Origin of the sequence: Streptococcus sp. DD04 (assembly GCF_001578725.1) — a bacterium.
Lineage (GTDB): Bacteria > Bacillota > Bacilli > Lactobacillales > Streptococcaceae > Streptococcus > Streptococcus sinensis.
This window is the reverse complement of the sequence record NZ_KQ968976.1, coordinates 227,374-240,028: the sequence shown is the minus strand read 5'-3', so window position 1 is coordinate 240,028 and position 12,655 is coordinate 227,374. Positions and strand designations below refer to the sequence as shown.

Sequence of the window (12,655 nt, the reverse complement as noted above, 5' to 3'; positions counted from 1 at the left end):
CATTTTGAGACAGAGAGAGAGTTAGTAAAGCAAGAAGTTGAAAAAACTACGATAAGCGTATAGCAGACCAAAATCAAGTTATCGTAGAACTTCAAAGTCGGATTGCTCAGTTTGAGACCCAGCAGGAGTTGGCTAAGAAAGAGGCGGAGCAGGCAGCTAGTCTTCAATTGCAGGAGAAGGATAAGGAAGTTCAGCAATTGGAAAGTCAGCTGAAAACTCTGCAATTGGAGCATGAAAATCAACTACAAAAGACCTTGTCTGAGCTGGAAAAAGAGCGGGACGAGGTAAAGAATCAGCTAGTTTTGCAAGAAAAGGAAGCAGCGCTGGCTCAGACCTCGCTCAAAGAGCGCTATGAGGTAGAGTTGCGGCAGAAAGATGAGACCATAGAGTTTTACAAGGATTTCAAAGCCAAGCAGTCTACTAAGATGATTGGTGAAAGCCTAGAGCAGCACTGCGAGTACGAGTTTAACAAGAATCGTATGGCTATGTTTCCACGAGCGGAGTTTGGCAAGGACAATGATGCCAGAACTGGCAGCAAGGGTGACTACATTTATCGAGAGGTAGATGAAAATGGTGTAGAAATCCTCTCTATTATGTTTGAGATGAAAAATGAAGGCGACGAGACAGCGACCAAGAAGAAAAACGAGCATTTCTTCAAAGAGCTGGATAAGGATCGGCGGGAGAAAGGCTGTGAGTATGCCATTCTGGTGACACTTCTTGAGGCTGATAGCGAGCTCTACAATTCGGGTATTGTCGATGTGTCCTATGCCTATGAGAAGATGTATGTTATCCGGCCTCAGTTTTTCCTGCCCATGATTACCCTCTTACGCAATGCTGCGCTCAACTCACTCCAGTACAAGCAGGAACTGGCCTTGGTGCGGGAGCAGAATATTGATATTACGCATTTTGAGGAAGATTTGGATGCCTTTAAAGTAGCTTTCGCCAAGAACTATCAGTCTGCTTCAACCAACTTTGGCAAGGCCATCGAGGAGATTGACAAGGCCATCCGCCGGATGGAAGAAATCAAAAAATTCTTGACAACCTCTGAAAACCAGCTGCGCTTGGCAAACAACAAATTGGACGACGTCTCTGTCAAAAAACTGACACGCAAAAATCCTACTATGAAAGCTAAGTTTGAAGCTTTGAAAAAGTAATAACAGGCCTTGAACTATTCTTGTAAGTAAGATTTCGGGAGGCTTCTGAATATGGTCTATCGTGCAAAAAATTATGTCCTGCATTTTAACAATAAGAGCATGGACTATGTGACCTTTGGAAAAGGTAAGAAACCTCTGCTCATTATTCCAGGTCTAGGGGATGGTTTGGCGACTCTTAAGGGAATGGCGCAAATGCTTGCCCTATCTTATAGGGAATTCGCAACAGCTTACCAAGTGTATGTTTTTAGCAGAATCAATGAGTTGCCAGAAAATTATACAACACGAGATATGGCGACTGATATAGCTGAAGCTATGGAGGTCTTGGGGCTGAAAGCGGAAGCTGTTCTAGGAATTTCCCAAGGCGGTATGATTGCTCAGTGGTTGGCAGCAGATTTCCCGGAAAGAGTTGAAAAATTGATTTTGACAGTTACAACTGCGAAACTGAATAATCTTGGTAGGGAGCGGATTACTCACTGGCTTGAGTTGAGTCAGACGGGATCCTATAAGGAACTGATGTTGGATATTGCAAATCACTCTTATACGGCTAAATCCTTTGGAAAATTCAAATATTTTTATCGAATAATGGAAATCTTTGGTCGCATTAAAGATAACCAGCGGATTGCTATTCAGGCCATATCTTGCTTAAGACATGCTAGTCTGGCAGTTCTGGAAAAGATCAACTGTCCTACGCTAATCATTGGAGCAGAAGAAGATGATGTTCTAAGCGTAGAAGCTTCGCTCGAATTACATCAACATATCAAAGATAGCCAGCTCACTATTTTTCCAGACTGTGGCCATGCACTCTATGAAAAGCATAAGGATTTCCAAAAGAGAGTTTTAGTATTTTTAGAAAGTTAACCAATGAACGGAATTATCAACTTAAGAAAAGAAGCGGGAATGACTTCGCATGATGCGGTATTTAAGCTGCGCAAGATTTTAGGAACGAAGAAAATTGGTCACGGGGGCACCTTGGATCCAGATGTAGTCGGGGTGCTTCCGATTGCTGTAGGCAAGGCGACGCGCTTGGTTGAGTTCATGCAGGAGGAGGGCAAAGTTTACGAAGGTGAAATTACGCTGGGATGCTCAACGACGACAGAGGATGCCAGCGGAGACATCCTAGAGCGGATGCCAGTGACGGAGCTTTTAGAAGAAGCTCTCATTGATGAAGCCATGGAGTCCATGACCGGTGAGATTCGCCAGATTCCGCCCATGTACTCAGCAGTCAAGGTCAATGGCCGCAAGCTTTATGAGTATGCAAGAGCGGGTCAAGAAGTGGAGCGGCCAGAGCGGCAGGTGACCATCTATAGTTTCGAGCGCACCAGTCCGATTTCCTACGAAGATGAGCAAGCCCGCTTTCGTTTTCGAGTCAAGTGCAGCAAGGGGACCTATGTCCGAACCCTGTCTGTTGATTTGGGAGCCAAGCTTGGCTTTGCCAGTCACATGTCCCAGCTGACACGGACTTCTTCAGCGGGTATGAGTTTAGATGATGCCTTGACCTTGGATGAAATAGCAGAGCGAGTAGCAGTGGAGGATTTCTCCTTTCTCCAACCCTTGGAGCTGGGGACCGGTGACCTACCTAAGCTAGAACTGACAGCAGACCAATTGGAAGAGGTGCGTTATGGCCGTTTTATTACCCTAGAAGATGCTGGACTGGAATTAGCTGCCTTTTATGAGGGTAAGTTAGTCGCAATATTAGAAAAAAAGACCAGTCTTATAAGCCTAAAAAGGTCTTTCTCTGATATTTTGTGATAAAATAGAAAAATGATGAAAACGATTAAAATTAAAAATGAAAAAGATATTATCCAGAAAGAAGACACTGTCCTAGTTCTAGGTTATTTTGACGGCTTGCACAAGGGTCATCAAACACTTTTTAAGCAAGCTCAGAGAATTGCGGCTGAGCAAGGGCTGAAAATTGCGGTGCTGACTTTTCCAGAGTCACCTAAGCTGGCTTTCGTCCGCTATCAGCCAGAGTTGATGTTGCATTTGAATCATCCCGAAGAACGCGCTGCTCACCTAGAGAATTTAGGTGTGGACTATCTTTATCTGATTGATTTTACCAGCCATTTTTCTAAGAACACAGCCCAAGAATTTTTTGATAAGTATGTCTCTGCGCTCAAAGCAAAGGCAGTTGTAGCGGGATTTGACTATCATTTCGGTTCTGACAAGCGAAAGGCAGATGAGCTAGCAGATTATTTTGATGGTCAGGTGTTTATCATTTCATCGGTCAACCAGGATGATGAAAAAATATCCTCTACTCGTATCCGTCAAGCTGTGCAGAGTGGTGATGTCTCCAAGGCACATCAGTTGCTGGGTTATCCTTTGTCTACTCGCGGAATCGTGGTCCATGGCAATGCCAGAGGCCGTACGATTGGCTATCCTACGGCTAATTTGGCGCCGCTGGACCGAGTGATCCTACCAGCAGATGGTGTTTATATTGTGGAAGTTGAGCACAATGGCAAGCTTTATCGAGGCATGGCTAGTGTCGGCAAGAACGTGACCTTTGAAGGTGATGAGCTCCGTTTTGAAGTCAATATTTTTGGCTTTTCTGAGGAAATTTATGGCGATACCATTCGAATTATTTGGTTGGATAAGATTCGGGAGATGGTCAAATTTGATGGGATCGATACTCTCGTTGCTCAGCTGCAGAGTGATGAGCAGGTGGCTAAAAGTTGGACTGCTTATCGAAATAGTTGAAAAATTTATAATTTCATGACATTCGGCAGTAATTTTCAAAAAAATATAGTCAATCCAAATTAAATTTAGTATAATAGAGTTAGTTATTATATAAAATAAGAAGAGAAAAGCATGATTACACTATTTTTATCGCCGAGTTGTACTTCCTGCCGCAAGGCGCGTGCTTGGTTGATTAATCATGAAGTTCCATTTACGGAGCATAATATCATGACAAGCCCTCTGTCTGCCTCAGAATTGCAGCATATTCTTTCATTGACAGAAAACGGCACAGATGACATCATTTCAACTCGTTCAAAAATTTTTCAAAAACTGGACTTAGATGTAGAGGATTTATCGATTTTAACGCTGATTAAGTTGATTGAGGAAAACCCTAGTCTTTTGCGTCGTCCAATTATCCTTGATGGCAAACGAATGCAAATTGGTTTCAATGAAGATGAAATACGTGCTTTCTTACCTCGAGGTTATCGGAAGGAAGAGTTAAGAGCCGCAACCATGCGTGCTGATATTTAAAATATGGACAAAAATTATAGTTACCCACTAGACTTATCGTGGAGCACTGAAGAGCTTGCTTCAGTGCTTTCTTTTTTTAATGATGTAGAGCAAGCCTACGAACAGAAGATTCAAGCGGAACAACTGCTCCAGTCTTATGCAGTCTTCAAAAAAATTGTTCCCAGCAAAGGGGAGGAGAAGCGAATAGGCCGTGAATTTGAGACTGTCAGTGGCTATTCGCTTTATCGTGCTGTTCAGGAAGCTAAAAGAAAAGGGAAAGGGAGCATTTCTCTTGGAAAATAAATTTCATTTTGCGAAAGAAATAGTTTGTCAGGCAGGTGTTTTTTTAAAGGAGCATTTGCATGATGATTTAGATGTCGTGCAAAAGAGCAGTCCGACTGACTTGGTGACCCAAATGGATCAAAAAATTCAGGATGATTTGGTTGAGAAAATATTGGCTCGTTATCCTGACGATGCGATTTTGGCAGAGGAAAATGACCTGCGACATGATATCTCAGATGGGAATGTCTGGGTGATTGATCCCATTGATGGGACCAATAATTTCATTACCCAGCAGGCTGATTTTGCTATTATGTTGGCTTATTTTGAAAATGGGCAGGGCCAGTTCGGATTGATTTATGATGTGACGCGGGACCAGCTTTTTCATGGAGGCGGGGCTTTTGATGTTTACTGCAATGAGCGAAAGTTGTCTGCTTTTATCGATAAACCCTTGCAAGCATATCTCATCGCTTCAAATGCCAGTATGCTGGAGCATAATCACTGGGGGCTGGCTGACTTGTCTCGTGCTTGCTTAGGCGTGCGTGTGTATGGCAGTGCTGGGATTAGTTTTGGAAAGACCCTTTCTGGTGGTTTGGCGGCCTATTTCTCTTATAATTGGCCTTGGGACTATGCAGCGGCCTACGTGATGGCTGACAAATTGGGGTTTGTCATTCAGACTTTAGATGGTGGCCAGCCGAATTTCCAGACCAAAGAGCCCATCATGATTGCTCCAAAGTGTAAATTGGGCGAACTACAAGAGTATTTAAGAAAGGGAAAAGGCTAGTATGGACTTTCCAGTAGGTTTTAAGGAAAAGTATGAGAAGCTCTTGGGTCAGGAAGCAGAGGCTTTTTTTGCGACTTTTGATCAAGATCCGATTTCAGCCTTTCGCAGCAATCCTTTAAAAGAAACTCAGAAAGAATTTGCGGATGTTATCCCAAACACAGACTGGGGCTATTATGGAAAAATATCTGGTAAGTCGGTAGAACACGTCACGGGGCTGGTTTATTCTCAGGAGCCGGCTGCCCAAATGGTTGCTCAAGTTGCAGCACCGCAAAAGGGTATGAAAGTTTTGGACTTAGCGGCTGCACCAGGCGGAAAATCTACTCATTTACTCTCTTATCTGGGAAATACAGGTGTGCTGGTTTCTAACGAAATCAATACCAAACGCAGTAAAATTTTGGTAGAAAACATTGAGCGTTTTGGAGCGCGAAATGTCCTTGTCACCAACGAATCTGCGGATAGATTGGCTAAGGTTTATCAGGGCTATTTTGACCTCATTGTTCTGGATGCTCCTTGCTCTGGCGAAGGGATGTTTCGCAAGCAGCCGGATGCCACCCAGTATTGGGGTCCGGAATATCCGGCTCAGTGTGCGCGTCTCCAGCGAGAAATTCTAGAGGATGCTGTCAAGATGTTGGCGACAGGCGGGCAGCTGGTCTATTCGACCTGCACTTGGGCACCAGAAGAAAATGAAGAAATTGTCGCTTGGCTTTTAGAGAATTTTCCTTTGGAATTGCTTGAAATACCAAAAGTCAATGGCATGGTTGCGGGGATTGATTTTCCAGAAACAGCTCGTATGTATCCCCACCATTTCAAAGGAGAAGGGCAATTTGTAGCGAAATTTCGCTTTACAGGAAGTCAATCTGCTAAAAAAATCAAGGCAGCCAAAAATAAATTGACAGCTGAGCAAAGAAAACTCTGGCAAGATTTCCAGAAAAAGCATCTAAACATTGAGCTAGAAGGACATTTAGATATCTTTGGCAACAATCTTTATCTGCTACCAGCTGGACTGCCAGATATGTCCAAGCTGAAAATTGCTCGCAATGGCCTGCATCTGGGTGAATTTAAGAAAAATCGCTTTGAACCGAGCTTTGCCTTAGGTTTAGCCTTGAGACCTAGTGAAGTCGTCTCATTCCTTGAGATTGATGATGAGGCCTTTTGCAAATATGTAGCGGGCGAGACGGTTCAACTCTCACAAAACTATCCAAATGGCTGGTATCAAGTGCTTGTCCAAGGCAATGGTTTAGGTTTCGCAAAAATTACTGGCAATACCTTAAAAAATTATTTCCCAAAGGGGCTTCGCTTTCGTTCAAAAGACTAGGCAAAGCCCTCTTTCTATGTTATAGTGGACATAGTGGGATTTTCAGTTTCTTTCAAATAGACATTCCACTATCATTCTCAAGATTTCGAGGAAAAAAATGGTGAAGAAAAAATATAAGCTGATTTTGTCAGCGGTTCTAGTGCTATTTGCAGTCAGCCTATCAGCCTGTTCCAGCTGGATTGACCGAGGGGAGTCCATGACTGCCGTTGGTTCGACAGCTCTTCAGCCGCTCGTTGAAGCTGCAGCGGATGAGTTTGCTTCGGCCAATATTGGAAAAACAGTCAATGTTCAAGGTGGCGGATCAGGTACTGGCTTGTCTCAGGTTCAGTCTGGTGCGGTTGAAATTGGCAACTCAGATGTCTTTGCTGAGGAAAAAGAAGGGATTGATGCTTCAGCCCTTGTTGACCACAAAGTAGCAGTTGCTGGAATTGCCGTGATTGTCAATAAAGAAGTACCTGTCGATAATTTAACGGCGGAGCAGCTGCAGAAGATTTTTACAGGTGAAGTGACCAACTGGAAGCAGCTGGGTGGGAAAAATCTAGAGATTTCCATCATCAACCGTGCGGCAAGTTCTGGTTCTCGGGCTACGTTTGACAGTGTCATCATGGACGGTAAATCCGCCGTTCAAAGTCAGGAGCAAGACTCAAATGGGATGGTTAAGTCCATTGTTTCCCAAACTCCTGGAGCTATTTCTTATCTGGCCTTTGCTTACGTGGATGATTCTGTCAAGACTTTGAAGCTCAATGGCTACGAGCCAACGGCTAAGAATGTTGCGACCAATGCTTGGCCACTATGGTCTTATGAGCATATGTATACATTGGGCAAGCCGACTGGTCTGGCAGCAGAGTTTTTGGACTACATGTTGTCAGATGAAGTTCAGGATGGAATCGTCTCAGGAATGGGCTATATTTCCATCAAGGAAATGCAGGTTAGCAAAGATGCTGATGGAAATGTTACGAGCTTAAAAGGAGATAGCAAATGAGAAATGAAGAATTAGCAAAAAAATTACTATCCCCTTCGAAAAACTCTCGTCTGGAAAAATTTGGTAAATATATCACCTTTGCCTGCCTGTCTTTAATCGTACTGATTGTAGCCATGATTTTAATCTTCGTAGCACAAAAGGGCTTATCGACCTTCTTTGTCAACGGAGTCAATGTGTTTGAATTTTTATTTGGCTCCACTTGGAATCCGTCAGGTAAGGAATTCGGTGCTCTGCCCATGATCTTAGGGTCTTTCATTGTTACGATTTTGTCAGCATTGATTGCAACGCCATTTGCTATTGGAGCAGCTGTCTTTATGACTGAAGTGTCGCCTAAAGGGGCCAAGATTCTTCAGCCTGCAATCGAGCTCTTGGTTGGCATTCCGTCTGTTGTTTACGGATTTATCGGCTTGCAGGTTGTTGTTCCCTTTGTTCGGACTGTTTTTGGTGGTACCGGATTTGGGATTTTGTCTGGTATTTTCGTACTTTTTGTCATGATTTTGCCGACCGTTACCTTTATGACAACAGACAGTCTTCGTGCTGTGCCGCGTCACTATCGTGAAGCTAGCCTGGCTATGGGGGCTACGCGCTGGCAAACTATTTGGCGAGTAACGCTCAAGGCTGCTCGCTCAGGTATTTTTACAGCGGTGGTCTTTGGAATGGCGCGTGCCTTCGGTGAAGCCTTGGCTATCCAAATGGTCGTTGGTAACTCTGCGGTGATTCCAACCTCTTTGACAACACCTGCGGCGACTCTGACCTCTGTCCTGACTATGGGAATTGGAAATACTGTTATGGGAACCGTTGACAATAATGTCCTCTGGTCCTTGGCTCTGGTCTTGCTGTTGATGAGTCTGGCCTTTAACAGTGTGATTAAATTGATTACAAAAGAAAGAGGTAAGAAAAACTATGCACGCTAAGAAATTAGATAAATTGGCGACTGGTATTCTCTACACGATAGCTGGTATCATTGTTGCTATCCTTGCCTCCCTGATTCTTTATATCCTGGTAAGAGGATTGCCGCATATCTCTTGGTCTTTTCTGACGGGTAAATCTTCTTCCTATCAAGCTGGTGGTGGTATTGGGATTCAGCTTTATAATTCCTTCTTCCTGCTGGTGATTACTCTGATTATCTCTGTTCCCCTTTCAATGGGAGCGGGAGTCTATTTGGCTGAGTATGCTAAAAAAGGTCCTGTGACCAACTTTGTTCGTACCTGTATTGAAATCCTGTCCTCTCTGCCATCCGTGGTAGTCGGACTCTTTGGCTATTTGATCTTCGTTGTCCAGTTTGAGTATGGCTTTTCTATCATCTCTGGTGCTTTGGCTCTAACTGTATTCAATCTGCCTCAGATGACTCGGAATGTCGAGGATAGCTTACGCCACGTTCACCATACACAGCGTGAAGCAGGGCTGGCTCTGGGAATTTCCCGTTGGGAGACAGTCCTACATGTTGTCATTCCCGAAGCTTTGCCAGGAATTGTGACAGGGATTGTTCTTGCTTCTGGTCGGATTTTCGGCGAAGCAGCTGCCTTGATTTACACTGCAGGTCAATCTGCGCCGGCTCTGGATTGGTCTAACTGGAATATTTTCAGCATTACCAGTCCGATTTCGATTTTCCGGCAGGCGGAGACGCTGGCCGTCCATATCTGGAAGGTCAATAGTGAAGGAACCATTCCTGATGGGACAGTGGTGTCAGCTGGATCAGCAGCAGTGCTTCTGATTTTCATCTTGATTTTCAACTTTGGAGCCCGCAAACTCGGTGCCTACTTGCACAAGAAATTAACCTCTGCATAAAAGGAGAAGCAATGACAGAATATAATTGGAATGAAAAACATATCATTACTTTTCCTGAAGAAAAGATAGCCCTTTCGACTAAGAATTTGCATGTTTACTACGGTAAAAAAGAATCTATCAAGGGCATTGATATGCAGTTTGAAAAGAATAAAATTACGGCTCTCATCGGTCCTTCTGGATCAGGGAAATCGACCTATCTCCGCAGTCTCAATCGTATGAATGACACGATTGATATTGCCAATGTGACTGGTGAAATTTGGTATGAAGGAATTGACATCAATCGTCGTGATATTAATGTTTACGAAATGCGTAAGCACATCGGCATGGTCTTTCAACGGCCCAATCCATTTGCCAAGTCCATTTATCACAATATCACTTTTGCCCATGAGCGGGCTGGTGTGAAAGATAAGAAAGTTTTGGATGAGATTGTTGAAACTTCGCTCAAGCAAGCCGCGCTTTGGGACCAAGTAAAGGATGATCTTCATAAATCGGCCTTGACCTTGTCAGGCGGCCAGCAGCAACGCCTCTGTATTGCCCGAGCTATCTCGGTCAAGCCAGATATCTTGCTCATGGACGAGCCGGCTTCTGCGCTGGATCCGATTGCGACCATGCAGCTGGAAGAGACCATGTTTGAGCTCAAAAAGGACTATACGATTATCATCGTAACTCACAATATGCAGCAGGCTGCCCGTGCCAGTGATTACACCGGCTTCTTTTATCTGGGAGATTTGATTGAGTACGACAAGACTGCCAATATTTTCCAAAATGCCAAACTGCAGTCGACCAATGACTATGTATCTGGTCATTTTGGTTAAAGGTGAAGAAACTAAAGGAATGAACTTATGACAGAACCTATTTTGCAAGTCAAGGACTTGTCGGTTTATTATAATAAAAAGAAAGCACTCAATAGTGTCTCCTTGGACTTTATGCCTAATGAAATCACTGCCTTGATTGGACCATCAGGTTCAGGGAAATCTACCTTGCTCAAGGCTATCAACCGCATGGGTGATTTGAATCCAGAAGTAACAACGACAGGCACGGTCATCTATAACGGACACAATATCTACAGTCCTCGGACAGATACGGTGGAGTTGCGCAAGGAGATTGGCATGGTTTTCCAGCAGCCCAATCCTTTCCCGATGACCATTTATGAAAATGTTGTCTACGGCCTGCGGATCAACGGTGTCAAGGATAAACAAATCTTAGATGAAGCGGTAGAGCGCTCCTTGATAGGGGCTTCTATCTGGGATGAGGTGAAAGACCGTTTACATGATTCGGCTATCGGTCTCTCCGGAGGTCAGCAGCAGCGGGTCTGTGTAGCGCGTGTATTGGCTACTCGTCCGAAAATTATACTCTTGGATGAGCCAACGTCAGCGCTGGATCCAATCTCTGCTGGTAAGATTGAAGAAACTCTGTATGGACTCAAAGACACCTATACCATGCTCTTAGTGACCCGTTCCATGCAGCAGGCTTCTCGGCTTTCGGATAAAACAGGCTTCTTCTTGGGCGGTGATTTGATTGAGTTTAATGAGACGAAAGAAATGTTTATGAACCCAGCTAATAAAGAAACTGAAGACTATATTACTGGTAAATTTGGTTAAAAATTTGATTCTATCAAAAGGAATCAGAAAAAGCTTATGAAAGGAAAATTATGCTTAGAGTACAATTTGAAGAAGATTTACAAAAACTCCATAATCAATTCTATGCTATGGGAAATGAAGTGCTGTCGCAGATTAATCGCACAGTTCGAGCTTTTGTAACCCATGACCGTGATTTGGCTCGGCAGGTCATTGAAGATGATGCAGAAGTCAATGAATACGAAGTGAAGTTGGAGAAAAAATCTCTAGAAATTATTGCCTTGCAGCAGCCCGTTTCTCAGGACTTGCGGACAGTTATCACAGTGCTGAAGGCCAGCAGCGACTTGGAACGGATGGGAGACCACGCTGTGTCTATCGCCCAAGCTACCATTCGGATGAAAGGCGAAGTACGCATCCAGTCTGTTGAAGAAGAGATTAAGAAAATGGGCCGCGACGTCAAGGATTTCGTAGAAGAAACCCTCAATGTTTATCTGAATGGCAATGTGGATCAGGCCTATGCTATCGCAGCTATGGATGAAAAAATTAACCAACATTTTGATGATATTCGTGATTTAGCAACTGAAGAAATCAAACATAATCCAGAACTGATTGTGACTGGCCGCGATTACTTCCAAGTCATCTCTTATCTGGAGCGCATCGGAGACTACGCTAAAAACATCTGCGAGTGGGTAGTTTACTTCGAAACAGGTAAGATTATTGAATTATAATAGATAGTAAAAAGACAGGCTAAGCTTGTCTTTTTGTGTTTTAATGAAGAAAACGGTAAAACGAGCTTAAAAGGATAGATGCCTAGCCTTTAGGTAGATAATGGACGAATTGGGATTTCAAAGGGCTAAAAACCTAAAATAAACCAGTGTATTTTACCGAGATGATTGAGGAAGCCACCTTTGATTGAAACGATAGAAAAAGACGATAGGGGACAATACTAAAAAATTATGCTACAATGTGGAAAAGCGATGACTGAAAGCGTTGTTTTATAGGATACTATAATGGAGGTATGGTTATGAAGAAAAAGGTTGTTGTCAGTCTGACAATTTTATTCTTTCTAGTTTCAGGAGGAGGCTACTGTATGACAAAATGGACTGAACATCAAAACTCGCCGTATAATGTTAGTGACGTTTTAGACGATAAAGGAGTAAAACTTTACAAACGCGGATTTCATTTGTTGGAAGAGCAACTGGCTACTTATATCAAGGAGCACTATTCAGGAGTCAGTAAAATTGAGTTTTCACCAATTTTTGTTCAAGGTGGGGATGGGCAGACTATGTTCGATGCTAATATCGTTCCCGTAATTTATGACAATCATGGGAATAAGGCTTATTTAGGGCGAAAAGTTGGTAAGCATGGATATGCAAGCTACAGTCTTTTAGGAGATCTACGGTTAGATTTCAATGGTTTTGATGAGGAAGTGATTGAAATTGATGTAGATGGTAAATTTCTTGACATAACGAATTACAAAAGTTTGCTTCCAAAAGCTAAATTAACAATCAACCCCTCAATGGATGAAAACATTGAAGCGCTTGTTAAAGATGGACAGCTGAAGGACGTGGTTAAAAGTGAAGAAGGCAGTCC

The 12,655-nt window shown here is 43.3% G+C and carries 13 protein-coding genes and 2 pseudogenes; all 15 read left to right on the top strand.

Features of this window, described 5'->3' with window-relative positions; translation table 11 throughout:
- Positions 1-80: 80 nt before the first annotated feature.
- Positions 81-1,154, top strand: a pseudogene (locus STRDD04_RS01165) (DUF2130 domain-containing protein); the annotation flags it as partial.
- A 51-nt stretch (positions 1,155-1,205) separates the two neighbouring features.
- Complete coding sequence (locus tag STRDD04_RS01160; protein WP_062198620.1) at positions 1,206-2,012, top strand: alpha/beta fold hydrolase; 807 nt, start codon at positions 1,206-1,208, stop codon at positions 2,010-2,012.
- A gap of 3 nt (positions 2,013-2,015) precedes the next feature.
- Positions 2,016-2,893: pseudogene (truB, locus tag STRDD04_RS01155) on the top strand (tRNA pseudouridine(55) synthase TruB).
- Positions 2,894-2,918: 25 nt separating this feature from the next.
- Positions 2,919-3,848, top strand: coding sequence for a bifunctional riboflavin kinase/FAD synthetase (locus STRDD04_RS01150; RefSeq protein ID WP_331710260.1), 930 nt, complete (start codon positions 2,919-2,921; stop codon positions 3,846-3,848).
- A gap of 111 nt (positions 3,849-3,959) precedes the next feature.
- A complete protein-coding gene (locus STRDD04_RS11100; protein WP_037615395.1) occupies positions 3,960-4,358 on the top strand; it encodes a Spx/MgsR family RNA polymerase-binding regulatory protein in 399 nt (132 codons plus the stop codon).
- Positions 4,359-4,361: 3 nt separating this feature from the next.
- On the top strand, positions 4,362-4,640 hold the full coding sequence (locus STRDD04_RS11095; RefSeq protein ID WP_062198614.1) for a UPF0223 family protein: 279 nt from the start codon (positions 4,362-4,364) through the stop codon (positions 4,638-4,640).
- The gene (locus tag STRDD04_RS01135) at positions 4,630-5,400 is read left to right on the top strand and encodes an inositol monophosphatase family protein (RefSeq protein WP_062198612.1); all 771 of its coding nucleotides are present in this window, start codon (positions 4,630-4,632) and stop codon (positions 5,398-5,400) included. Before STRDD04_RS11095 ends, STRDD04_RS01135 begins: the two co-directional genes overlap by 11 nt.
- Before the next feature lies 1 nt (position 5,401).
- Positions 5,402-6,715, top strand: a complete 1,314-nt coding sequence (locus STRDD04_RS01130) for an RsmF rRNA methyltransferase first C-terminal domain-containing protein (protein WP_062198610.1) — start codon at positions 5,402-5,404, stop codon at positions 6,713-6,715.
- A gap of 97 nt (positions 6,716-6,812) precedes the next feature.
- Entirely contained in the window at positions 6,813-7,697 is an 885-nt protein-coding gene (locus STRDD04_RS01125; protein WP_062198608.1) for a phosphate ABC transporter substrate-binding protein PstS family protein, read from the top strand.
- Positions 7,694-8,611: a phosphate ABC transporter permease subunit PstC gene (gene pstC, locus STRDD04_RS01120; RefSeq protein WP_015604880.1), complete on the top strand. Its 918-nt coding sequence runs from the start codon at positions 7,694-7,696 to the stop codon at positions 8,609-8,611. The genes STRDD04_RS01125 and pstC overlap by 4 nt, the downstream gene beginning before the upstream one ends.
- Positions 8,601-9,485 carry a phosphate ABC transporter permease PstA gene (pstA, locus tag STRDD04_RS01115; protein ID WP_062198606.1) on the top strand — a complete coding sequence of 295 codons (885 nt, stop codon included), beginning with the start codon at positions 8,601-8,603 and terminating at the stop codon, positions 9,483-9,485. Before pstC ends, pstA begins: the two co-directional genes overlap by 11 nt.
- Before the next feature lie 11 nt (positions 9,486-9,496).
- Positions 9,497-10,300, top strand: coding sequence for a phosphate ABC transporter ATP-binding protein PstB (gene pstB / locus STRDD04_RS01110; protein ID WP_062198604.1), 804 nt, complete (start codon positions 9,497-9,499; stop codon positions 10,298-10,300).
- Between the two features lie 27 nt (positions 10,301-10,327).
- Entirely contained in the window at positions 10,328-11,086 is a 759-nt protein-coding gene (pstB, locus tag STRDD04_RS01105) for a phosphate ABC transporter ATP-binding protein PstB (RefSeq protein ID WP_062198602.1), read from the top strand.
- A 50-nt stretch (positions 11,087-11,136) separates the two neighbouring features.
- Positions 11,137-11,790, top strand: a complete 654-nt coding sequence (gene phoU, locus STRDD04_RS01100) for a phosphate signaling complex protein PhoU (protein WP_037615384.1) — start codon at positions 11,137-11,139, stop codon at positions 11,788-11,790.
- A gap of 362 nt (positions 11,791-12,152) precedes the next feature.
- Positions 12,153-12,655: hypothetical protein (locus STRDD04_RS11090; protein ID WP_197460067.1), on the top strand; the 503-nt coding region annotated here is incomplete at its 3' end.

What these genes read in the sequence shown, in the direction of transcription:
- STRDD04_RS01160 (WP_062198620.1), top strand. Translation starts at nt 1,206, where the DNA reads ATGGTCTATCGTGCAAAAAATTATGTCCTGCATTTTAACAATAAGAGC.
- STRDD04_RS01150 (WP_331710260.1), top strand. Translation starts at nt 2,919, where the DNA reads ATGAAAACGATTAAAATTAAAAATGAAAAAGATATTATCCAGAAAGAA.
- STRDD04_RS11100 (WP_037615395.1), top strand. Translation starts at nt 3,960, where the DNA reads ATGATTACACTATTTTTATCGCCGAGTTGTACTTCCTGCCGCAAGGCG.
- STRDD04_RS11095 (WP_062198614.1), top strand. Translation starts at nt 4,362, where the DNA reads ATGGACAAAAATTATAGTTACCCACTAGACTTATCGTGGAGCACTGAA.
- STRDD04_RS01130 (WP_062198610.1), top strand. Translation starts at nt 5,402, where the DNA reads ATGGACTTTCCAGTAGGTTTTAAGGAAAAGTATGAGAAGCTCTTGGGT.
- STRDD04_RS01125 (WP_062198608.1), top strand. Translation starts at nt 6,813, where the DNA reads ATGGTGAAGAAAAAATATAAGCTGATTTTGTCAGCGGTTCTAGTGCTA.
- pstC (WP_015604880.1), top strand. Translation starts at nt 7,694, where the DNA reads ATGAGAAATGAAGAATTAGCAAAAAAATTACTATCCCCTTCGAAAAAC.
- pstA (WP_062198606.1), top strand. Translation starts at nt 8,601, where the DNA reads ATGCACGCTAAGAAATTAGATAAATTGGCGACTGGTATTCTCTACACG.
- pstB (WP_062198604.1), top strand. Translation starts at nt 9,497, where the DNA reads ATGACAGAATATAATTGGAATGAAAAACATATCATTACTTTTCCTGAA.
- pstB (WP_062198602.1), top strand. Translation starts at nt 10,328, where the DNA reads ATGACAGAACCTATTTTGCAAGTCAAGGACTTGTCGGTTTATTATAAT.
- phoU (WP_037615384.1), top strand. Translation starts at nt 11,137, where the DNA reads ATGCTTAGAGTACAATTTGAAGAAGATTTACAAAAACTCCATAATCAA.